19 protein-coding genes are annotated in these 20459 nt (G+C 66.9%); 12 read left to right on the top strand and 7 right to left on the bottom strand.

Annotated features, from left to right (window positions below; translation table 11 throughout):
• Positions 1–46: 46 nt before the first annotated feature.
• Positions 47–433, bottom strand: a complete 387-nt coding sequence (locus P7644_RS17330; protein WP_404300481.1) for a DUF488 domain-containing protein — start codon at positions 431–433, stop codon at positions 47–49.
• Positions 434–538: 105 nt separating this feature from the next.
• Between P7644_RS17330 and pyrC the strand changes: the two genes are divergently transcribed.
• The 4 genes from pyrC to htpX all read left to right on the top strand — a co-directional run bounded on the left by pyrC (position 539) and on the right by htpX (position 4212).
• Complete coding sequence (pyrC, locus tag P7644_RS17325) at positions 539–1582, top strand: dihydroorotase (protein ID WP_404300480.1); 1044 nt, start codon at positions 539–541, stop codon at positions 1580–1582.
• Between the two features lie 21 nt (positions 1583–1603).
• Entirely contained in the window at positions 1604–2464 is an 861-nt protein-coding gene (locus P7644_RS17320; RefSeq protein ID WP_404300479.1) for an NYN domain-containing protein, read from the top strand.
• Positions 2461–3234 carry a DUF3025 domain-containing protein gene (locus tag P7644_RS17315; RefSeq protein ID WP_404300478.1) on the top strand — a complete coding sequence of 258 codons (774 nt, stop codon included), beginning with the start codon at positions 2461–2463 and terminating at the stop codon, positions 3232–3234. Before P7644_RS17320 ends, P7644_RS17315 begins: the two co-directional genes overlap by 4 nt.
• A 99-nt stretch (positions 3235–3333) precedes the next feature.
• On the top strand, positions 3334–4212 hold the full coding sequence (gene htpX / locus P7644_RS17310) for a protease HtpX (RefSeq protein WP_404300477.1): 879 nt from the start codon (positions 3334–3336) through the stop codon (positions 4210–4212).
• 112 nt (positions 4213–4324) lie between these two features.
• Here htpX and P7644_RS17305 read toward each other — a convergent pair whose 3' ends face one another.
• A complete protein-coding gene (locus tag P7644_RS17305; protein ID WP_404300476.1) occupies positions 4325–5416 on the bottom strand; it encodes a porin in 1092 nt (363 codons plus the stop codon).
• Positions 5417–5772: 356 nt separating this feature from the next.
• Between P7644_RS17305 and P7644_RS17300 the strand changes: the two genes are divergently transcribed.
• The 5 genes from P7644_RS17300 (at position 5773) to P7644_RS17280 (ending at position 10854) form a co-directional block, all read left to right on the top strand.
• The gene (locus tag P7644_RS17300; RefSeq protein WP_404300475.1) at positions 5773–6579 is read left to right on the top strand and encodes an alpha/beta fold hydrolase; all 807 of its coding nucleotides are present in this window, start codon (positions 5773–5775) and stop codon (positions 6577–6579) included.
• 67 nt (positions 6580–6646) lie between these two features.
• Positions 6647–7618 carry a Bug family tripartite tricarboxylate transporter substrate binding protein gene (locus P7644_RS17295; protein WP_404300474.1) on the top strand — a complete coding sequence of 324 codons (972 nt, stop codon included), beginning with the start codon at positions 6647–6649 and terminating at the stop codon, positions 7616–7618.
• Positions 7619–7661: 43 nt separating this feature from the next.
• Positions 7662–9179, top strand: coding sequence for a carotenoid oxygenase family protein (locus P7644_RS17290; protein WP_404300473.1), 1518 nt, complete (start codon positions 7662–7664; stop codon positions 9177–9179).
• Positions 9176–9874 (top strand): alpha/beta fold hydrolase, encoded by a 699-nt coding sequence (locus P7644_RS17285; RefSeq protein WP_404300472.1) that lies wholly within the window; start codon positions 9176–9178, stop codon positions 9872–9874. The genes P7644_RS17290 and P7644_RS17285 overlap by 4 nt, the downstream gene beginning before the upstream one ends.
• A gap of 77 nt (positions 9875–9951) precedes the next feature.
• The gene (locus P7644_RS17280) at positions 9952–10854 is read left to right on the top strand and encodes an alpha/beta hydrolase (RefSeq protein WP_404300471.1); all 903 of its coding nucleotides are present in this window, start codon (positions 9952–9954) and stop codon (positions 10852–10854) included.
• A 126-nt stretch (positions 10855–10980) separates the two neighbouring features.
• On the opposite strand, the gene P7644_RS17275 is transcribed toward P7644_RS17280, so the two are convergent.
• The 4 genes from P7644_RS17275 to P7644_RS17260 form a co-directional block, all read right to left on the bottom strand.
• Complete coding sequence (locus P7644_RS17275; RefSeq protein WP_404300470.1) at positions 10981–12459, bottom strand: aldehyde dehydrogenase; 1479 nt, start codon at positions 12457–12459, stop codon at positions 10981–10983.
• Between the two features lie 30 nt (positions 12460–12489).
• The gene (locus P7644_RS17270) at positions 12490–13284 is read right to left on the bottom strand and encodes an SDR family NAD(P)-dependent oxidoreductase (protein WP_404300469.1); all 795 of its coding nucleotides are present in this window, start codon (positions 13282–13284) and stop codon (positions 12490–12492) included.
• Positions 13285–13315: 31 nt separating this feature from the next.
• Entirely contained in the window at positions 13316–14290 is a 975-nt protein-coding gene (locus tag P7644_RS17265) for a tripartite tricarboxylate transporter substrate binding protein (protein WP_404300468.1), read from the bottom strand.
• A gap of 184 nt (positions 14291–14474) precedes the next feature.
• A complete protein-coding gene (locus tag P7644_RS17260) occupies positions 14475–15317 on the bottom strand; it encodes an IclR family transcriptional regulator (RefSeq protein ID WP_404300467.1) in 843 nt (280 codons plus the stop codon).
• Positions 15318–15571: 254 nt separating this feature from the next.
• Here P7644_RS17260 and P7644_RS17255 point away from each other — a divergent pair, with 254 nt between their 5' ends.
• A complete protein-coding gene (locus P7644_RS17255) occupies positions 15572–15925 on the top strand; it encodes a hypothetical protein (protein ID WP_404300466.1) in 354 nt (117 codons plus the stop codon).
• Here P7644_RS17255 and P7644_RS17250 read toward each other — a convergent pair.
• Positions 15922–16833, bottom strand: a complete 912-nt coding sequence (locus P7644_RS17250; protein WP_404300465.1) for a LysR family transcriptional regulator — start codon at positions 16831–16833, stop codon at positions 15922–15924. The two genes, P7644_RS17255 and P7644_RS17250, sit on opposite strands and share 4 nt — an antisense overlap.
• 109 nt (positions 16834–16942) lie before the next feature.
• On the opposite strand from P7644_RS17250, the gene P7644_RS17245 reads away from it, so the two are divergent.
• Complete coding sequence (locus P7644_RS17245; protein WP_404300464.1) at positions 16943–19057, top strand: 3-hydroxyacyl-CoA dehydrogenase NAD-binding domain-containing protein; 2115 nt, start codon at positions 16943–16945, stop codon at positions 19055–19057.
• Positions 19058–19256: 199 nt separating this feature from the next.
• Positions 19257–20456 carry an acetyl-CoA C-acyltransferase gene (locus P7644_RS17240; RefSeq protein ID WP_404300463.1) on the top strand — a complete coding sequence of 400 codons (1200 nt, stop codon included), beginning with the start codon at positions 19257–19259 and terminating at the stop codon, positions 20454–20456.
• The last annotated feature ends 3 nt before the right edge of the window (positions 20457–20459 follow it).

Here is a 20459-nt window from a genome sequence, read left to right as displayed (position 1 = left end):
AACCTTGGAGCGAGATCCTCCTTCGCCAGGGCTGGCCGGGCTGGCGTCAATCAACGTCCAGCCCGCCGCGCTGCAGCAGAAAGCCGCGCATGGCGACGGCGTTGTTCACCGCCTCATCCTGTGCCGAATACACCAACGTCACCACGCCATGCAGCGCACGCTGGCGCAGCGCCTCCCAGGCTTCGGGCTGCTGGCGCAGCTCGGCGGCGTAGCGGCGGCGAAACTCCTCCCACAAGGCGGGGTCGTGCTTGAACCACTGGCGCAGCGCGGTGCTCGGCGCCAGCGCCTTGGACCACTCGGCAAGCGCCAGAGCCTCCTTCTTCACGCCGCGCGGCCATAGCCGGTCGATCAGGATGCGCGCGCCGTCTTCCGAAACAGGCGGCTCGTAGGCGCGCTTGATGCGGACATGGTGGGGTGGGATGATTTTGTCCATGGCATGGTCCTGTGCGCATAGCCCAACATGCGGGCAGGATACGCCCCGCTGCGTCTGCGCCCATCAGCATGGGTATTGGCGCCGGCCAATGGGACAATCACGCCCATGACCGCCATCACCGACACCCTGACCCTCACCCGTCCCGACGACTGGCACCTGCACGTGCGCGACGGCGACCCGCTGCACACCGTCGTGCCGCACACCGCCGCCCAGTTCGGCCGCGCCATCATCATGCCCAACCTGCGCCCGCCGGTGACCACGGCGGCGCAGGCGCTGGCCTACAAGCAGCGCATCCTGGCGGCCGTGCCTGCTGGCGTGGCGTTTGAGCCGCTGATGACGCTGTACCTCACCGACAACCTGCCGCCCGAGGAAATCGCCCGGGCCAAGGAGGCCGGCGTGGTGGCCGCGAAGCTCTACCCGGCCGGCGCCACGACGAACAGCGACGCGGGCGTGACCGACCTGCGCAAGACCTACAAGACCCTGGAGGCCATGCAGAAGGCGGGCCTCTTGCTGCTGGTGCACGGCGAGGTGACCAGCCCCGACATCGACCTGTTCGACCGCGAGGCGGTGTTCATCGAGCAGCAGCTGATCCCGCTGCGCCGCGACTTCCCCGAACTGAAGATCGTGTTCGAGCACATCACCACCAAGGAAGCCGCACAGTACGTGCAGGCCGCGGACCGCTTCACCGCCGCCACCATCACCGCGCACCACCTGCTGTACAACCGCAACGCCATCTTCACCGGCGGCATCCGCCCGCATTACTACTGTCTGCCGGTGCTCAAGCGCGAGCTGCACCGCCAGGCGCTGGTGCAGGCGGCCACCAGCGGCAGCGACAAGTTCTTCCTGGGCACCGACAGCGCGCCGCACCCGGCCCACCTCAAGGAGCACGCCACGGGCTGCGCCGGCTGCTACACCGCGCACGCGGCCATCGAGATGTATGCCGAGGCCTTCGACAACGCCGGCGCGCTGGACAGGCTCGAAGCCTTCGCCAGCTTCCACGGCCCGGCCTTCTATGGCCTGCCGCGCAACCAGGGCCAAATCACGCTGCGCCGCGAAAGCTGGACACCGCCCGACAGCTTCCCCTTCGGCGAGGCCGACCTGAAACCGCTGCGCGCCGGCGAGGCGCTGCCCTGGCGTCTCGTGGCCTGAGCGCCTGAGAGGAAATCTCCCATGTCCGCGGAACGCCAGTTGCGCATCGCCCTGCTGATCGACGCCGACAATGCGCCGGCCGAGAAGATCGACGAGATCCTCACCGAGCTGTCCACGCTGGGCGAGATCAACGTGCGGCGGGCCTACGGCAACTGGACCAAGTCCGGCCTGGGCGGCTGGCAGCAGCGGCTGCTGGAGTTCGCCATCCGCCCCATCCAGCAGTTCGACTATTCCAAGCGCAAGAATGCCACCGACATGGCCATGACCGTGGACGCCATGGAGCTGCTCTACTCCGAGCGGCCCGACGCGTTCGGCATTGTCTCGTCGGACGCCGACTTCACCCCGCTGGTCATGCACTTGCGGGCCAAGGGCTCGGCGGTGTACGGCTTTGGCGCGGCGCAGACGCCCAAGCCCTTCGTGAACGCCTGCTCGCGCTTTCTGTACCTGGAGTCGCTGGTCAGCGAGGAGGAGGCCGAAGCCGCGGCCCCGCCCCCGCCCGCTGCGGCGAAGGCAGAGCCCGCGCGCGCCGCCACGGGCAAGACCGAGGACGTGCCGGCGCCCGGCGTGCCGTTGTGCCCGGCCACGCTGCGCGTCCCCACGGCCCAGTTGCGCCAGGACTCGCGGCTCATGAACCTGCTGCGCTACGCCGTGCATGCATCGCAGGACGAAACCGGCTGGGCCCGTGTGGGCGCCGTGGGCACGCAGATCGGCAACAAGACCTCGTTTGACGCGCGCAACTACGGCTACGCCTCGCTGTCCAAGCTGCTGGCGGCCACGCAGGCCTTCGAGTTCCGCGATGAGGGCAGCTCCCGCGTGGCCGTGCGCGACAAGCGCGCGGCGCGGCAGGCACCGCCGCCGCTGGGCGGGCCGGCCGCCGCATGAACGGTGCGCAGGCGCTGGCGACCATCGACTGGCAGCGCCCCTGGCTCGCGCCGCTCGCGCTGCTCGGGCAGGGCGCGGCGCAGCACGTGCAGGCCGGCGCCAGCGTGGCCGATGCGCTGAATCTGCTGATCGAGGCCGGCAAAGCCCCCGACCCCGGCGTGCGCTTCGTGCCCCAGGCGGCGCTGCCGCCGGGCATGGCCTATGAGCAGTTCATCTGCGCCGAAAGCCGGGTGCCCACGCGCGACAACCTGCACGACTTCTTCAACGGCCTGGTCTGGCTGCATTACCCGGCCACCAAGCGCCGCTTCAACCGGCTGCAGGCCCAGGTGATCGCGGCCGAGGGCGTGGGCGCGCGGCGCGGGCCGCTGCGCGATGCGCTCACGCTGTTCGACGAAAACGGCGCCGTGCTGCTGGCCCCGCCCGAGCTGCACGCCGCGCTGGCCGCGCGCCAGTGGCGCAGCTTGTGCGTGGAGCTGCGCCCGCTGTGGCGCCAGGCGCGGCTGCTGCTCCTGGGCCATGCGCTGCTGGAAAAATTGGTTTTACCAAGAAAACCGATCACAGCCCATGTATATAAAGCGCAAGTAGCTATTGATTGTGTAGTGAATGTAGACCATGGGCTGGCCACCGATATGGCGCCCGAGTGGTTGGCGGCCAAGCCCTTTTGCCCCCTGCCGGTGCTGGGCGTGCCGGGTTGGTGGCCCGAGAACGAGAACTTTTGCTTTTATGATGACTCTCTCGTTTTCCGCGGCGTGCGCCCGATGAGGCCCTGACCCCGGGGTACTTGAAGGGCCGCGCGCCATCCCCACCTTGTCTTCCTGCGCGCGCGCTGGCGCGTGCAAACCTGTCTCTTTGTTCGGAGCAAATTCTCGATGAAACGCATTGCGCTCTTTTTGCTGACCAACGTCGCCGTCGTGGTGGTGCTGGGCATCGTCGCCAGCCTGCTGGGCGTGAACCGTTTCCTCACGGCCAACGGCCTGAACCTGGGCGCGCTGCTCGGCTTTGCCTTCATCATGGGCTTTGGCGGCGCCATCATCTCGCTCTTGATGAGCAAGCCCATCGCCAAGATGAGCATGGGCGTGCAAATCATCAACGCACCGCGCAATGCCGACGAGGCCTGGATCGTGGAGACCGTGCGCGGCTTTGCCGACAAGGCCGGCATCCAGATGCCCGAGGTTGGCATCTACGAGGGCGAGCCCAATGCCTTCGCCACCGGCGCCTTCAAGAACTCGGCCCTGGTGGCCGTCTCCACCGGCCTGCTGCAGGGCATGACGCGCGAGGAGGTCGAGGCCGTCATCGGCCACGAGGTGGCGCACGTGGCCAACGGCGACATGGTGACCATGGCGCTGATCCAGGGCGTGATGAACACCTTCGTGGTGTTCCTGTCGCGCGTGATCGGCTACGCCGTGGACAGCTTCCTGCGCAGGAACGACGAGAACAGCTCGGGCCCCGGCATCGGCTACATGGTCACAACCATCGTGCTGGACATCCTGCTGGGCTTCCTGGCGGCCATCATCGTGGCCTGGTTCTCGCGCCAGCGCGAGTTCCGCGCCGACGCCGGCGCCGCCCAGCTCATGGGCCGCAGGCAGCCCATGATCAACGCCCTGTATCGCCTGGGCGGCATGCAGCCCGGCGAGATGCCCCAGAGCCTGCAGGCCATGGGCATCACGGGCAACATCGGCAAGCTGTTCTCCTCGCACCCGCCCATCGAAGAGCGCGTGGCCGCGCTGCAGGAGGCCCGGGGGCTGTAAACCTTGGCGTGAGCACGCCTCTTGGCGGGCTCTGTTGGATTGGCTTGCTGCCGATGCGGTAGCTCCAAAAAAAGCCCTCGTTTGCGAGGGCTTTTTGATGCGACGTGCTGTTTTAGAACAAGTGGCGAATGCCGAATTCCGCGGCGCGAGAGGAGCCGCCGGCGGGAGCTCCTGGAGTGGCACCAGAGATGCTGAAGCCTGCCTTGCCCTTGTTGTTCAGGTAGGCCAGGGTGCCGTAGAGCGCGGTGCGCTTGGACAGGTTGTGCACATAGCCGATGGCGAGCAGGTCGGCGTCGTTGGCGTCGATGGAGGCAGCATTGGCCGCTTTGCCGGCTTGGTCAATATGGTGCCAGGTGGCCTTGACCTCGTGCGCCCCCACGGGCCAGATCATGCCCAGGGTGTAGTTCGTCTGACGCGCGTCCTGGTAGCGCATATCCACCAGCGCCGCGGTCACCTTGGCAAGGCTGGCTTTGTAGGCAACGGCTGCGCCGTGGATGCGATAGTTGTCTCCAACAGGCTTGATGTCGGTGGTGCCGACGAACGCGTTGACGTGCAGCGGCCCCTTGTTGTAGCCGACGCGCAGGCCGCGGTAGTCGAAGTCTCCGGAGACGTTGCCATCGCCACTTTGCGACACCATGGCGTTCAGGTAGAACCCCCCAAATGAATCCGGCGTGAAGTAGCCTACCGACCCGTTGGTGCGACCGTTGCTGCTGGTCTTGCCCTTGAAGGCGCGGCTTAGCACCGTGGAGGCCGTACCGCTGTACAGCGTCGTCATGCTGGCTGCGCCAGCGAAATCGAACACCTCAGCCGTGGCGTAGCCGCGAAAGACTGGCGTGTAGTCGCGGCCCAGGCGCACTTCGCCCATGCGGCCCGACAGCGACAGCGTGCTGCGCCGGTCGAAGAACTGCGTGGGCATGGCGCCGGTGTCCGCATTGAGCGTGCCTTCCAACCAGAAGCTGGCCTTCATGCCGCCGCCCAGGTCTTCCTCGCCCCGCAAGCCCAGGCGCGAGGTGTAGTTGTTGCCGCTGTACATGCCGGTGTTGGTGCCTGCGTCGTTGTGCACCGTGCGCACACCGAGGTCGACGGCACCGAACAGCGTTACCCGTGACTGCGCATGGCTGGTGCAGGCCAGCACCGCCAGGCATGCGGCTACGGAAATTTTCAGGGTGCGCGGAACAATGCCGCGTGAGGGTGAATGTTTCAAGTCGTCTCCTCGTCGTTAAGGGGAATTGCTTCCAGACGACGAGGAGGCCGGCGATGCAAATCACCACTACGAACCACCACCGTTCGCATCCGGAAGCGGACGGTAATGTCGGAGAGAAGCGCGAGGAGGGGGGAGACGAAAAGACGAAAGTTCCGTGATCCGGAACGGTGATATTGGAAGCGGTGCGGGCAAAACGCACGCCCCGTAGGCGTGTTCCGGCATCCGGAAGAGTCGCGGGTCCAACTTGGCTGTGCGCAAAGTAGGCCACAGAATGAATTTGCAATGTTTGATTTGACGCAACCAATGCTGCGTTTCTAGGCAGCCCCCGTATTTGACGTAATCCCTGGAGTTCATCGATGACTACTGCATACCGCTTCCCTGACTACCAAGTGTCGGGTTCAGGCGATACCACTGTGTTCCTGCTGCATGGCGCTTACGGCAGCAAGGACTATTTCCGCCATGAAATCGCGACGTTGGTGCGTGCGGGGCTGCGGGTGGTGGCCTGGGATGCGCCTGGGTACGGCCTCAGCCCGCTGCCAGAAGATGGCCTGAGCATCGAGCGCCTCGGCGAGACGGCGGCGTGCCTGATCGACCGCTGTGGCACGGGGACGAACATCGTCCTCGGCCACAGCATGGGTGGCATCACGGCGCCAGCCGTGTATGCGGCGCGCCCCGACAAGGTGCATGGCCTGGTGATCTCGGCCACGGTGGGCTCGTTTTCGCAGAAGAGTGAAGAGGATCGGAAAACCTTCCTGGCAGAGCGCGTGGAGCCGCTGCGCGCGGGCAACAGCTTCCGCGATACGGCCGGCGCGGTGATTGACTCCATGTTTGCGCCCGGCTCCAAGGGGCCCATGGTCGACCTGGTGCGCGAAGTGGCGTTGAGCACCAACGCTGACACATTCTGCGCGGCCATCACCGCTATCACGCTCTATGACGGCGAGCCCAACCTGAAGAACGTCAAGGTGCCCGCGCTGCTTCTGGCGGGCGAACACGACAAGGTGGGCCGCCCTGAAGGCATGAAGAGCGTGCAGACGCAACTCATGCCCCATGCCGAATATGCCTGCATTCCGGATGCGGGCCACTACGCCTTCGCGGAGCAGCACGATGTTTTCAACGACCACCTGCTGCGCTTCATCCGCGAGCGCGTGATGGCCTTGCGTTGAGCACCCGTCCGCAAGTTTCTTCATTGCATTTGAACCAGAACCAGAGCTTTCCATCCCCATGATGAAGATGAACAAGAGACAACTGCTGCACGGCCTGTCTGCCGCTGCCCTCTCGCTGTGCGGCGCGCTGCCCGTGATGGCGGGTGAATGGCCCGAGCGTCCCATCAGGCTGATCGTTCCGTACCCCGCTGGCGGGTTGACTGACATCGTCTCGCGCCTGCTCAGCGATGAGCTCGGCAGGATTCTCGGTACCTCCATCGTGGTGGACAACCGCCCCGGCGCCGGCGGGCAGATCGGGCTGCAGTCCCTGCTGCAGGCACCCAAGGACGGCTACACGGTGGCGCTGGTGGTGCCCGCCACGATGGTGACGCTGCCCCTCACCAACCCCAATTACAAGATCAAGCCGCTGGAGCAGTTCGAGCCCATCACCATCGCGGTGGATACGTTTCTGACCCTGGTGGTGAATCAGAAACTGGGCGTCAAGACGCTCAAGGACTTCACGGACTACGCCCGCAAGCATCCGGGCAAGTTGAACTACGGCATCCCGGGTACCGGCACGAGCTTTCACTTCAACAACGTGATGATGATGCAAAAGCTTGGTATCCAGGCCCAGCACGTGCCCTACGCGGGCGAGGTGCAGATCCTCAATGACATTGCAGGAGGCCAGTTGCAATACGCGCTGGTATCTGGCGCGGGCAAGGCGTTCATCGACAACGGCCAAGTTACCGCCCTGGCCGTGACTTCCAACCAGCGCGTGCGGTCCTTGCCCGATGTTCCCACCTTCAAGGAAGCAGGGGTGAAGTTTGCTTCGGATGGGTGGGTCGGCTATGTCGCTGCCAAGGGCACACCCGCGCCCATCATGGCCAAACTCAACGATGCCTTTGTCCGCGCACTCAAGTCGCCCGCGGTCCAGCAGAAGCTCTCCGACATGGGATATCAGGTGGTAGGCAACCAGCCCGATCAGTTCCACAAGATCGTCCAAGAAAGCACCAAGCGCTACAGCGATCTCCTGAAGTCGGGCGCAGTCAGGCTCGACTGACACGCCGAAATCCCCCCGAAACCCCTCATTCCAAGGAGCAACCATGCAGAAAATCCTCCGTACCTATCAATCCACCATTTCCGAGGACTCGGACCATCCGTTCTTACGCGGTCCGTTCACGCCCGCGATGGAAGAGTGGGTGGCCGACACGGACAGCATGCAGGTCATCGGTGAGATCCCGAAAGACCTGCACGGCATCTACGTGCGCAACACCCACAACCAGGTGCATGAGTCCCTGGGCATCTACCATCCGTTCGATGGCGACGGCATGCTGCACGCCATGCATTTCGAGGACGGCAAGGCCACCTACCGCAACCGCTTCGTGCAGACCACGGGCTTTCTGGCCGAGCAGGCCGCGGGCCGCTCGCTGTGGCCCGGCATCCTCTCGCCGCAGCTGCAGGCGCGCCGCGGCTGGGGGTCGATGGGCGCCATGAAGGACAACGCCGGCACCGACGTGAAGATCCACGCGGGCAAGCTGCTGGCCGCCATGTCGCAGGGCAGTGAGCCGTGGCGCCTGGACCCGATCACGCTCGAAACCCTTGGTCCCGATGCCAACTGGGCACGCTTCGTGCCCGATGGCGTGGCCTCGCACTACAAGGTGGACCCTGCCACCGGCGAGATGATGTTCTTCAACTACCCGGAAAAGCCGCCATACATGAACTATGGCGTGATTGACCGCAACAACCGGCTGGTGCACTACGTGCCGATCGAGTTGCCTGGCGCCCGCTGGCCACATGACCTGGGCATCACTAAGAACTTCACCATCCTGCACGACCTGCCGTTCCACTTCGACCCCGAGCTGCTGGCCAAGGGCGAGCGCAAGATGCGCTTCTACAGCGACCGGCCCGCGCGTTTCGGCATCCTGCCGCGCCACGGCGATTCGGCCTCGGTGCGCTGGTTCGAGGGCACGCCCTGCCACATCCTGCACATCGCCAACTGCTACGAGGACGGCGACGAGGTGGTGATGGACGGCTGCATCATGCCCAACCCGCACAAGCCCAACGTCGGCCAGTCCATGTCCGAAGGCCGCCAGGCGGCCTACGACAAGATCCGCGCCCACCTGGACAAGCACAACAACCCCACGCTGATGTACCGCTGGCGCTTCAACCTCAAGACCGGCGAGACGCGCGAGGAGCAGATCGACGACGAGATCACCGAGTTCCCCATGGTCAGCAATGACTATGTGGGCCGCGCCTACCGCTACAGCTTCAACGTGCTGTACGAGAAGGGCGAGTGGCTGTTCCGCGGCCTCAAGCGCTACGACATGCTCACGCGCCAGACGCAGACGCTGGAATACGGCAAGGGCTGCTACGGCAGCGAGCCGCAGGTGGCACGCCGCATCGGCGCGGTGGCCGAGGACGATGGCTATGTGCTCACCTTTGTGAACAACCTGGTGGACCAGCGCTCCGAATGCTGGGTGATTCCCGCCGAGGACATCACGCGCGGCCCGGTGGCGCGCATCATCCTGCCGCACCGCATCTCGGCGGGAACGCACTCGGGATGGGTCGAAGGCGACCGCATTCACGGCGAACAGCGCGACCAGCGCTACGTGCCGGCATGACAGCGCAGCTGGTCCTGGTCCCGGGGCTGAACAACACCCGAGCCGTGTTCGACGGCGTGGTGGCCGCGCTGCCTGCGGCGGTGCAGGCCACGGCCCTCGACAACCCGCCGCTGGAGACGGTGGAGGCGATCGCCGCCGCGCATCTGGCGCGGCTGCCCGAGCGCTTCTGGCTCGCCGGCTTCTCGTTCGGCGGCTATGTGGCACTGGCCATGCTGGCGCAGGCGCCTGAGCGGGTGCAGGGCATCGCCATGCTGTGCACCGCGCCGTTCGCCGACAGCGAGGCCGCCGCGCAAAAGCGCCTGGCCGCGCTCGAGGCCGTGGCCCAGGGGCGCTATTTCGAGATGGTGGCGGCCGGCGTGGCCAACACCTTCCACCCTGACAGTCTGGCCAACGCGCCGCTGATGGCGGCGCGCGAGGCCATGGTGCGCGACTACGGCCCCGAGCGCTATGCGGCCCATGTACGCGCTACGGCCGCGCGGCCCGACCGCAGCCACCTGCTCGACGGCAGCCGCCCGACCCTGGTGCTCGCGGCCTCGCACGACAAGCTGTTCCCGCCCGAGGCGCTGGCCGCCTATGCAGAGCGCATTGCGGGCGCGCAGCAGCGCGTGGTCGGCCCGGCCGGCCATCTGGCGCCCATGGAGCAGCCGCGTGCCGTGGCCGAGGCGCTGGCGCAGTGGATGGGCGCGGCGGGCTGACGCCAGGTGGATTACTCCCAGGTTGCCTGCCGGTGCCGAGCGCCGGCAGGTTTTTTTGCTTTTGAAGATCGTCCCCCATGCAGCGCATCGATTTGCAAATTCCCGTGCCCGGCGCCACCCTGGCGGCCTGGTGGTATGTCCCGGGCGGCCCCGGCCCGCATCCGGCCGTGGCCATGGCCCATGGCTTCGGCGCCGTGAAGGAAATGTTCCTCGACCGCTTTGCCGAATGCTTTGCGCAGGCTGGGCTGGCCGTGCTGGTCTTTGACCACCGCGGCTTTGGCGCCAGCGGCGGCATGCCGCGCCAGGAGGCCGACCCGGTGCTGCAGACACGCGACTACCGCCATGCGATCACCTGGCTGTGCGCGCGGCCCGAGGTGGACCGCGGGCGCATCGGCATCTGGGGCACGAGCTACAGCGGCGGCCATGTGCTGCAGGTGGCCGCCGTGGACCGGCGCGTGCGCTGCGCCGTCGCCCAGGTGCCCATGGTCAGCGGCCGGGCCCAGACCCAGCGCCGCGTGCACCCGGCGCGCATGGCGGCCATGCATGGGCTGTTCCACGAGGAGCGCGACCGGCTCGCCGCGGGCCAGGCGCCGCGGCTGCGCGCGCTGATTCCCACCCAAGACGGCGCGCCCAGCGTCTACGACGCGCCCGAGGCCGTGGCCTTCTACGCCCAGGGCGAGCGGCTGGCGCCGGGCAGCTTCGTGAACGCGGTCACGCTGTCCACCGTGGCCCATTCCACCGAGTACGAGCCCGGCGCGCAGATCGAGGCCATCAGCCCCACGCCGCTGCTGATGATCGTCGCCACCGACGACAGCATCACGCCCACCGACCTGGCGCTGGCCGCCTACCAGCGCGCGCTCGAGCCCAAGCGGCTGGTGCTGCTGCCGGGCGACCATTTCGTGCCCTACGAGCGCGAATTCGAGCGCGCCAGCAGCGCCGCGCGCGACTGGCTGGTCGCACACCTGGGGGCATCGCAATGAAAACAGGAGCGGCTAGCGCTTGATAGCCATGGTTTTCAGAATGAAATCATCCTGAAAGCCAATAAAAAAGAGCGACAGGCGCTCTTTTTTTATGGGCTGCCCGTATGGCGGGCATGGCGGCCGGGCTCAGTCCGCGTGGGCGCCCAGGCGCGCCATGGCGGGGCGCTTGAGCGCGATGGTCACCGTCTTTTCCTCGGTGTAGAAATGGCGCATGCCGTCGATGCCTTCGCGGCCCACGCCCGAGGTCTTGTAGCCGCCGAACGGGAAGCGCAGGTCCAGGATCATGGGCGTGTTCACCAGCACCACGCCGGCCTGGATCTCGCGCGCCGCGCGGTGCGCCTGCGTCAGGTCGTTGCTCCACAGGTAGGACACCAGGCCGAACTCCGAGTCGTTGGCGATGGCAATCGCCTCGTCGAACTCGTCGAAGATCTGGAAGGCTGCGAACGGGCCGAAGATCTCTTCCTGGCAGACGCGCGCGCTGTTGCTGGGCATGAGCACGGCCGTGGGTTCGAGGTAGTAGCCCTTGTCGCCGACATGGGCCGGGCGCTTGCCGCCGCACAGCAGCTGGCCGCCGTCCTGCAGCGCGATGTCGACGAAGGAGCACACGCGCGCATAGTGCGCAGCGTTGGACAGCGGGCCGACTTCGGTGGCCATGTCCAGCGGGTCGCCCACGCGGATGGCGCGCGCGCGCTGCACGAAGCGCGCGATGAACTCGTCGGCCACCTGGCGCTGCACCAGGATGCGCGAGCCGGCAAAGCATTGCTGGCCGTTGTTGGTGTAGATCGAGGTCAGCGCGCCGTCGAGCGCGTCGTCGAGGTTGGCGGTGGCCGTGATGATGTTGGCCGACTTGCCGCCCAGCTCCAGGTCCACGCGCTTGAGGCCGGGCGCGGCCGCCGCGGCAATGGCGCGGCCGGTCTGCGTGCCGCCCGTGAACGAGACCACGCGCACGGCCGGGTGGCGCACCAGCGCGTCGCCCGTGACCTGGCCGCGGCCGTTGACCAGGTTGACCACGCCGGCCGGCACGCCGGCTTCGCTCAGGATGTCCATGAAGCGCGCCACGGCCAGCGGCGTGGTCTCGGCGGTCTTGAGCACGCAGCTGTTGCCGAAGGCCAGGGCGGCGGCGATCTTGGTCGAGGCCAGGGCCAGCGGCGCGTTCCAGGGCGAGATCAGCGCGGCCACGCCGGCGGGCTCGCGCACCACGAAGCGCAGGTAGTCCTGGTCGGTCATGCCGGCCTTCTCGACGTTTTGCGACAGCCAGTCGGCGAAGAACTCGAAATTGCGCGTGATGCGCGGCAGCTGGCGCGCGCGCAGGTAGTTCAGGGGCAGGCCGCTGTTGAGGCATTCGAGCTGGGCCAGCTCTTCGATGTGCTCCAGCGTCAGCGCCACGATGCGCTGGAAGATGCGGCGCTTTTCGGCCGCGGGCTTGTTCGCCCAGACGCCGCTTTTCCAGCTGGCTTCGGCGGCGGCGACGGCGCGGGCCGTTTCGTCGGCATCGGCCTCCGAAAGCTGGGCCACGACCGCTTCGGTGGCCGGGTTGATGACGGGCAGCAGGGTGGCGCTGGCGTTCTGCCACTGGCCGTTGATGTAGCTGGTGATGGTCTTCATGGGGAGGTCCTTGCGGGCGTTCTGGGGTGCTCAGCCCGCCATGTGGCTGCCGCCGTTGACATGCACGGTCTGGCCCGTGATGTAGCTGGCCGCGGGGCTGAGCAGGAACAGCAGGGTGTGGGCGATCTCGGCCGGCTGGCCCAGGCGCTGCAGCGGCACGCCCTGCACGAAGCGGGCCATGTCCAGGCCGGTCTGCTTGGTGTCGCGGCCCGTGCCGCCCTTGAGGAAGGCGGTGTCGATCACGCCGGGTGCCACGCCGTTAACGCGGATCTCGGGCGACCACTCGGTGGCCAGCGCGCGGATCAGGTTGATCACGCCGGCCTTGGAGGCCGCGTACGGCCCGTAGCCCACATGCGGCACGCGCACGCCGAAGGTGGAGGACACCAGCACGGCGGCAGGCGCATGGCCGGCGGCGGCCGAGGCGCGCAGCAGCGGGGCGCCGGCGCGCGCCACCAGGAACATGCCGCGCAGGTCGGTGTTGACGATGTCGTCCCACTCCTGCGTGCTCATGTCCTCGACGCGCACGCGCTCGCCGGTGTAGCCGGCCAGGTTCACGAGCGCGTCGATGGCGCCCCACTCGGCCGCGATCTGCGCGAAGGCGGCCTGCACGGCGTCTTCCTGCGAGACGTTGCAGGCGATCGTCAGCACGCCGGCGGGCGGCGGGAACTGGGCGATGGAGCGCGCTATGTCGAGCACGGCCACGCGCAGGCCCAGGGCCACGGCGGCCTGCACCAGGGCGCGGCCCATGCCGCCGCAGCCGCCGATGACCAGCAGGCGCTGGCCGGCAACGGGCGTGAAGGAGGGGAGGGTGAATTCTGTGGTCATGGCGAAGAGATCCTGTGCGCGCCGAGCGTGTTCATTCCAGGGCGCCGACGTCCGCCAGCACCTTGTTCCAGTTGTTCGTGTCCACCACCAGGCGCCGGCTCAGCTCGTCGATGCGGGCGTTCACCCAGGGCTGGTTGGACTGGTTGCGGTACTGCGCCTGCGTGTCGGGGTCGGCCATGATGGTCTTGCCGGCCTCGCGCAGCTTGGCTTGCACCTCCACCGGCAGGCGCGAGGAGCCGTACAGGGCGGTGCCGTAGGCCCAATCCATCTGCTTGTAGCCCAGTTCGGTGAGGGTGGGCACGTCGGGCAGGAACTCGCTGCGCTGGGTGCCGAGCACGGCCAGCGTGCGCATGCGGCCCGACTTCTCCATCTCGCGCGCCTGGCCGATGCCGACCAGGCCCATGTCGATCTGGCCGCCCAGCATGTCGACCACCATCGGGCTCTCGCCCTTGTAGGGCACGTGCACGGTGTTCACGGCCTTGATCTGGGACAGCAGCAGGTGCTGCACGATGTGCGTGGAGGTGGAGGTGCCGTACGAGCCATAGGACAGCGGGCGCTGGCGTGCGAGTGCCTCCAGCTCCTTCATGTTCTTCACGTTCAGGCGCGCCGGCACCACGAACGCCAGCGGGGCCACGGTCAGGCCCACCAGCGGCACGAAGTCCTCGGTGGCGTTGTAGCTGGGCTTGACGCCCGGCACGCGGCTGGTGAGCTGGGTGGTAACGGTGAGCAGCAGGGTGTAGCCGTCAGGCGCCGCGCGGTGCACCTGGCCGGCACCGATCGTGCCCGATGCGCCCGGCTTGTTGTCCACCACCACCGGGGTGTTCCACAGGTCGGAGAGCTTCTTGGCGAAGACGCGGGCGATGTTGTCGCCGTTGCCGCCTGCGGGGTAGGGCACGACCAGCGTAATGGGGCGGGACGGATAGTTGGCGCTGGACGCCGACGCGATCGATGCGAAGGCAGCAAGGCCGAGGGCGCAGAAGCTGCGGCGCGGCAATGGGCGGTGCATGGGTATCTCCTGGTTGTAGGTCAATATGAACGCAACCAGAGATTTTTAAAACGTTCTGATGTAAATCAAAACATCATTGAATATATATTCCGAATGCCGGAACTATCCGAAATGAAGAGCCTATAGCCTGCCTGCACTCTCCCGCGCGTAAACCTCGCCACGGGGCGTCTGCTTGGTTGCAACCCTATGGCGTATAGATTTCCGGCGGCAGGAGGTAAGGGCCGGCTGATTTGGCCATTGCCTCGTGCAATTCCTTTACGAACTGCAGCAACATGGGGCCCAGCTCCTTGCGCATGCGGGTGGGGGGCATACGTGTGGCGGGGCCGGCGAAGCTGACGGTGTACAGCGCGTTGCGTGCGTTGGGTGCGAACGGAATGGCGACGCCGTTCACGTCGCGTTCCCATGATCGCTGGGTGGTGATGAAGCCTGTGCGGTTGTATTCCGCATGGGCCAGCTCGATGCGCTGGCGCAGATTGGGCCACTCCGCTGGGAATCGCTGGGCCAGCTTGTCGAAAATGATGGCCTGTTCCTTTACCGGACAGGCGACGATGTACGCGAGGCCGATGGCAGTCCCGGCGATGGGGAGCACCGTGCCCGCGTCCACGTTCGTCACCAGCCGGCTGTCAGTGGGCGGACGGATGGCTTCCAGCACGACCAGCCCCAGGCGATCCCGTGTGCCGATGATGAGCGAGAGCCCTGTGTCGGCGCTAAGCTTTTCCAGCATGGGGCGCGCAATGCGTTGCAGCCCGATCCGGCGTTGTACGCTGGCGCCCATGCCTATCAGGCGAGACCCCATCTGCAATTTGCGTGTGCGCGTATCAACTCGCAGGTAGCCCAACGCGACCAGTGTGGATGTGATGCGCGAGATCGTCGCCTTGGGCAGTCCCGTTCGCTCCACCAGTTGTTGGTTTCCCAACATGTCGCCTTCGGCGAAGATCGAAAGGATGTCCAGCCCCTTTGCGAGGGAGTGGACGAAGTTGGGGTCTGATTTTTGGGGCTGTGTTGAGATTTCCGAGGGGGCTTTCAAGATGATGTGTCGTTGTGGGCGTAGGGGCTGAGATGGCATGCCCGCTGCAGGTTACTGCGGGCTTGTCGGTCTCGCTGGGACGCAGTTCTTAGTCCCAGTGCAATGCAGGGAGACTGGTGATGCGATGGCGCGGTGCACTGCGGTTAGCGCGACTACGTCTGGCTGCGCTTCTTTACTGTGCCTTCACCAGCCCCTGTCAACATCCGGCAGGGGCTTTTTCGTTGTAGGGGTATGGCTGACAGGAGTAGTGCTTCATGATTTTCATATCGACGTTTTCTACGGGCCTGCGCCGCGTGCTGCCGGCCTTGGCATTGGCCGTTTCCGGCCTGGCGCTGACCGGCTGCGTGGTGGCTCCGGCCTATCCGGTGGGCGACGTGGTGTATGCCCCCAGCGCGCCGCCGCCGCTGCAGGCCGAGGTGATCCCCGTCGCGCCCTCGCCGGTGCATGTGTGGATCAACGGCTACTGGGGCTGGGGTGGTGGGCGCTATGCCTGGACGCCTGGCTACTGGGCCGTGCCGCCGCGCCCTGGCTATGCCTGGCATCCGCGCCGCTGGGAGCATGGGCCGCGCGGCTGGCAGCAACACGGTGGTCGCTGGGGTCCTCGTTAACTGTCCTGCGCCGCGGGTGGCGCGCCATGCCCCGCCTTGGCCAGCAGGAAGTCGATGCAGGTGCGCACGGCGCGCGTCTGGTGGCGGTCGGGCAGGTACATCAGGTACATGTGGCTGCCGAAGATGCTCAGGCGGTATTCCTGCAGCGTGAGCAGCACCTCGCCGCTGGCCACCTCGGCCTGCACCACGTAGTCGGGCACCAGGCCCACGCCCAGCCCGGCCAGGATGCCCTGGCGTAAAAACGGGAAATGTTCGGAGCTGAGCGTGGGCTCCAGCAGCACTTCCTGGCGCTCCTCGCCCTGGTAGGCCGACAGGCGCAGCTGGCGCCCGATCATGCCCGCCGTGATCACCGGGCTGTTGCGCAACTCGTAGAGGGTTTTGGGCAGGCCATGCTCGGCCACGTAGGCGCGTGAGGCGCAGGCCACGAAGTGCACGGGGCCCAGGCTGCGCGCGATCACCGACAGGGGCGGCTCGGGAATCACGCGGATGGCGATGTCCACCTCGTCGCGCAGGTGATCCGTGCGGTTTTCGAACAGCACGTCCAGCACGATGCCGGGGTACAGGCGCTTGAACTCGATGAGCCAGTCGCTCATCACCATCTGGCCGTAGCTGCTGGGCACGCTGATGCCCACCCGCCCCAGCAGGCCCTGGCCCAGGCTGGTCACGGTCTCGCGCGCGGCCAGCATCTCGTTCTGTATGGCGCGGCCATGCTCGTAGAGGCGCAGGCCGACCTCGGTGGGCTCCACGATGCGCGTGGTGCGCCGGATGAGCTGTACGCCCACGGATTTTTCCAGCTGCGTCAGGTGGTAGCTGACGTTGGCGCGCGTCATCTTCAGCTTGCGCGCCGCCTGGCTCAGGTTGCCGCTGTCGATGATTTCCACCAAAAGGGTGAGCGATTGCAGATCCATAGATAGATTGTCAAAGTTTGTTTGACGCTTTGTCAATGAATCATGTGATTGTAAAAATTGCCTAGCTATGCAGAATGCCTGTATTTCCATTTCACCCGGAGACAGCACGATGAGCGAGCAAGCTAGCGATTCCCCCGTCCACATCCGCCTTGATGGCGAGGTACTGGTCGTCAGCATCGACAACCCCCCCGTCAACGCGCTGCGCCAGGCCGTGCGCGCCGGCCTGCAGGAGGCAGTGGAGCGACTGGAGCGGGACGCGGCCGTGCGCGCCATGCTCATCGTGGGCCAGGGCAAGGCCTTCATCGCCGGCGCTGATATCCGTGAATTCGGCAAGCCGCCGCTGGCGCCCTTCCTGCCCGAGGTGCTCAACCGCATGGAGGCCGCCGCCAAGCCGGTGGTGGCCGCCATCCACGGCCCGGCGCTGGGCGGCGGGCTGGAGGTGGCCATGGCCACGCATTACCGCCTGGCCCTGCCTGGAGCGAAGCTGGGCCTGCCCGAGGTCAACCTGGGCCTGCTGCCCGGCGCCGGCGGCACGCAGCGCAGCCCGCGCCTGATGGGCGCCCTGCCCGCGGCCGAGCTGATGCTCAGCGGCAAGCATTTGTCGGCCAAGGCCGCGCTGGCCGCCGGCCTGGTGGACAAGCTGGTCGAGGGCGACGACCCCTTGGCCGCCGGCCTGGCCTGCGTGCGCGAGCTGCTTGCCAATGGCGCGCCGCTGCGCCGCACCTGCGACCTGGAGGTGGCCGACAAGGCCGCCGCACTGGCGGCGCTGGAACAACTGGCCGTTGATACCGCCAAGAAGACGCGCGGCCTGTTCTCGCCGGGCAAGATCATCGAATGCGTCAAGGCCGCCGTGCAGCTGCCGTTTGCTGCAGGAGCGAAGCGCGAGCGCGAGCTGTTCCTGGAATGCCTGAACAGCCCGCAGCGCGCCGGCCTGGTGCATGCCTTCTTCGCCGAGCGCGAGACCGCCAAGATCCCCGAGGCCAAGGCCGCCGCGCCGCGCCACTTCGCCAAGCTGGCCATCATCGGCGGCGGCACCATGGGCGCGGGCATCACGGTGTCGGCGCTGGACGCGGGCCTGTCGGTGGTGATGATCGAGCGCGATGCCGAGTCCATAGCGCGCGGCCAGAAAAACGTCGAGAAGGTCTACGACGGCCTGATCGCCAAGGGCCGCATGACGGCCGAGGCCAAGGCCGCCACCATGGCGCGCTACCAGCCCAGCACCTCGTATGACGACATCGCCGACGTGGACCTGGTGATCGAGGCCGTGTTCGAGGACCTGGAGGTGAAGAAGGCCGTGTTCAAGGAGCTCGACCGCGTGTGCAAGAGCGGCGCGGTGCTGGCCACCAACACCTCGTACCTGGACATCGACGCCATCGCCGCCGTCACCAGCCGTCCGCAGGACGTGATTGGCCTGCATTTCTTCAGCCCGGCGAACATCATGAAGCTGCTGGAGATCGTGGTGCCCGCCAAGGTGGCACCCGACGTGGTGGTCACGGCCTTCGAGCTGGCCAAGCGCATGAAGAAGGTGCCGGTGCGCGCCGGCGTGTGCGACGGCTTCATCGGCAACCGCATCCTGTCGGTGTACCGCGAGGCCGCCAACCATGTGCTGGAGGACGGCGCCAGCCCCTACGAGATCGACGCCGCGGTGCGCGAGTTCGGCTATCCCATGGGGCCGTTCCAGGTGTCGGACCTGGCCGGCGGCGACATCGGCTGGGCCACGCGCAAGCGCAAGGCCGCCACGCGCGACCCCCAGGCGCGCTATGTGGAGATCGCCGACCGCATCGCCGAGCGCGGCTGGTACGGCCAGAAGACCGGCCGCGGCTGGTATCTGTACCCCGAGGGCGCGCGCGTGGGCCAGCAAGACCCCGAGGTGCTGGCCATCGTGGATGCCGAGCGCGCCAAGAAAGGCATTACGCCGCGCGCCTTCACGCACGAGGAAATCATGCGCCGCTACATGGCGGCCATGGTCAACGAGGGCGCCAAGGTGCTGGAGGAGGGCATTGCGCTGCGTCCGCTGGACATCGACGTGACCTTCCTGTTCGGCTACGGCTTCCCGCGCTGGCGCGGCGGCCCGATGCAATGGGCCGACATGCAGGGCCTGCCCAAGGTGCTGGCCGACATTGAGGCCTTTGCCAAGGAAGACGCGCAGTTCTGGCAGCCCGCCGCTCTGCTGAAGAAGCTGGTGGCCGAGGGCGGGAATTTCGCCAGCCTGAACCAGCGCTGACCCACTCCTTCCCCCTTTGGGGGAAGGCAGGGATGGGGGCCAGTGGGCTATGACGTGACGTTGGTGAAACCCGCCGCGGCGGCCCCCACCCCAACCCTCCCCCAGAGGGGGAGGGAGAAGGAAGTCATAAAACGCGCGTCCACACTGCGCAAGCAGCTATTAATTTAATAGAAACAAAAGTATTTCCAAGGAGCCTCCCATGCGCGAAGCCGTCATCGTTTCCACCGCCCGCACGCCGCTGGCCAAGTCCCACCGCGGCGAATTCAACATCACCCCCGGCCCCCAGCTTGGCGCCTATGCGGTGCGCGCCGCGGTCGAGCGCGCCGGCATCGAGCCCGGCCTGATCGAGGACCTGATCTGGGGCTGCGGCTACCCCGAGGGCACCACGGGCCGCAACATCGGCCGCCAGACCGCGCTGCGCGCCGGCCTGCCGGTGACGGTGGGCGGCACGGTGATCAACCGCTTCTGCTCCTCGGGCCTGCAGGCGATTGCCGTGGCGGCGGGGCGCATCGTGCTGGAGGGCGTTCCGGCCATGGTCGCCGGCGGCGTGGAGAGCATCTCGCTGATGAACCCCGCCGGCCGCAGCGGCGCCGCGCACCTGGACCCTTGGCTGGTGGAGCACAAGCCCGAGTTGTTCATGGAGATGATCGACACCGCTGACGTCGTGGCCCAGCGCTATGGCATCAGCCGCGAGGACCAGGACGCGTTCTCGCTGCAAAGCCAGCAGCGCACGGCCGCGGCCCAGGCGGCCGGTGTGTTCGACAACGAGATCGTGCCCTGCACCACCACCATGGCCGAGAAGAACAAGGAAACCGGCGAGGTGACCTACCGCGAGGCGGTCGCCACCATGGACAACTGCAACCGCCCCGGCACCACGCTGGAGGGGCTGGCCAAGCTTGAGCCCGTCAAGGGCGCGGGCAAGTTCATCACTGCGGGCAACGCCTCGCAGCTGTCCGATGGTTCCGCCGCCTGCGTGCTGATGGAGGCCAGGGAGGCCGAGCGCCGCGGTCTGCAACCGCTGGGCGCCTTCCGTGGCTTTGCCATCGCCGGCTGCGAGCCCGACGAAATGGGCATCGGCCCGGTGTTCGCGGTGCCGCGCCTGCTGGAGCGCGCGGGCCTCACGGTGCAGGACATCGACCTGTGGGAGCTGAACGAGGCCTTTGCCTCCCAGGCCCTGTACTGCCAGCGCCGCCTGGAGATTCCCATGGAGCGCCTGAACGTCAACGGCGGCGCCATCTCCATCGGCCACCCCTTCGGCATGACGGGTGCGCGCCTGACGGGCCACATCCTGCTCGAAGGTCAGCGCCGCAAGGCGCGCGGCGAGAAGGTCAAGTGGGGCGTGGTGACCATGTGCATCGGCGGCGGCCAGGGCGCGGCCGGGCTGTTTGAAATTTTCTGAGGA

The sequence above is a fragment of the Alicycliphilus denitrificans genome (genome assembly GCF_044792555.1).
Lineage (GTDB): Bacteria > Pseudomonadota > Gammaproteobacteria > Burkholderiales > Burkholderiaceae_C > Alicycliphilus > Alicycliphilus denitrificans_A.
This window is presented reverse-complemented; position numbering and strand designations above follow the sequence as displayed.

Excerpts from the sequence above, each read along its gene's own strand:
- htpX (WP_404300477.1), top strand. The coding sequence starts at position 3,334 with ATGAAACGCATTGCGCTCTTTTTGCTGACCAACGTCGCCGTCGTGGTG.
- P7644_RS17275 (WP_404300470.1), bottom strand. The coding sequence starts at position 12,459 with ATGAAGACCATCACCAGCTACATCAACGGCCAGTGGCAGAACGCCAGC.
- P7644_RS17270 (WP_404300469.1), bottom strand. The coding sequence starts at position 13,284 with ATGACCACAGAATTCACCCTCCCCTCCTTCACGCCCGTTGCCGGCCAG.
- P7644_RS17320 (WP_404300479.1), top strand. The coding sequence starts at position 1,604 with ATGTCCGCGGAACGCCAGTTGCGCATCGCCCTGCTGATCGACGCCGAC.
- P7644_RS17240 (WP_404300463.1), top strand. The coding sequence starts at position 19,257 with ATGCGCGAAGCCGTCATCGTTTCCACCGCCCGCACGCCGCTGGCCAAG.
- P7644_RS17280 (WP_404300471.1), top strand. The coding sequence starts at position 9,952 with ATGCAGCGCATCGATTTGCAAATTCCCGTGCCCGGCGCCACCCTGGCG.
- P7644_RS17315 (WP_404300478.1), top strand. The coding sequence starts at position 2,461 with ATGAACGGTGCGCAGGCGCTGGCGACCATCGACTGGCAGCGCCCCTGG.
- P7644_RS17265 (WP_404300468.1), bottom strand. The coding sequence starts at position 14,290 with ATGCACCGCCCATTGCCGCGCCGCAGCTTCTGCGCCCTCGGCCTTGCT.
- P7644_RS17290 (WP_404300473.1), top strand. The coding sequence starts at position 7,662 with ATGCAGAAAATCCTCCGTACCTATCAATCCACCATTTCCGAGGACTCG.
- pyrC (WP_404300480.1), top strand. The coding sequence starts at position 539 with ATGACCGCCATCACCGACACCCTGACCCTCACCCGTCCCGACGACTGG.
- P7644_RS17255 (WP_404300466.1), top strand. The coding sequence starts at position 15,572 with ATGATTTTCATATCGACGTTTTCTACGGGCCTGCGCCGCGTGCTGCCG.
- P7644_RS17300 (WP_404300475.1), top strand. The coding sequence starts at position 5,773 with ATGACTACTGCATACCGCTTCCCTGACTACCAAGTGTCGGGTTCAGGC.
- P7644_RS17245 (WP_404300464.1), top strand. The coding sequence starts at position 16,943 with ATGAGCGAGCAAGCTAGCGATTCCCCCGTCCACATCCGCCTTGATGGC.
- P7644_RS17295 (WP_404300474.1), top strand. The coding sequence starts at position 6,647 with ATGAACAAGAGACAACTGCTGCACGGCCTGTCTGCCGCTGCCCTCTCG.
- P7644_RS17250 (WP_404300465.1), bottom strand. The coding sequence starts at position 16,833 with ATGGATCTGCAATCGCTCACCCTTTTGGTGGAAATCATCGACAGCGGC.
- P7644_RS17285 (WP_404300472.1), top strand. The coding sequence starts at position 9,176 with ATGACAGCGCAGCTGGTCCTGGTCCCGGGGCTGAACAACACCCGAGCC.
- P7644_RS17330 (WP_404300481.1), bottom strand. The coding sequence starts at position 433 with ATGGACAAAATCATCCCACCCCACCATGTCCGCATCAAGCGCGCCTAC.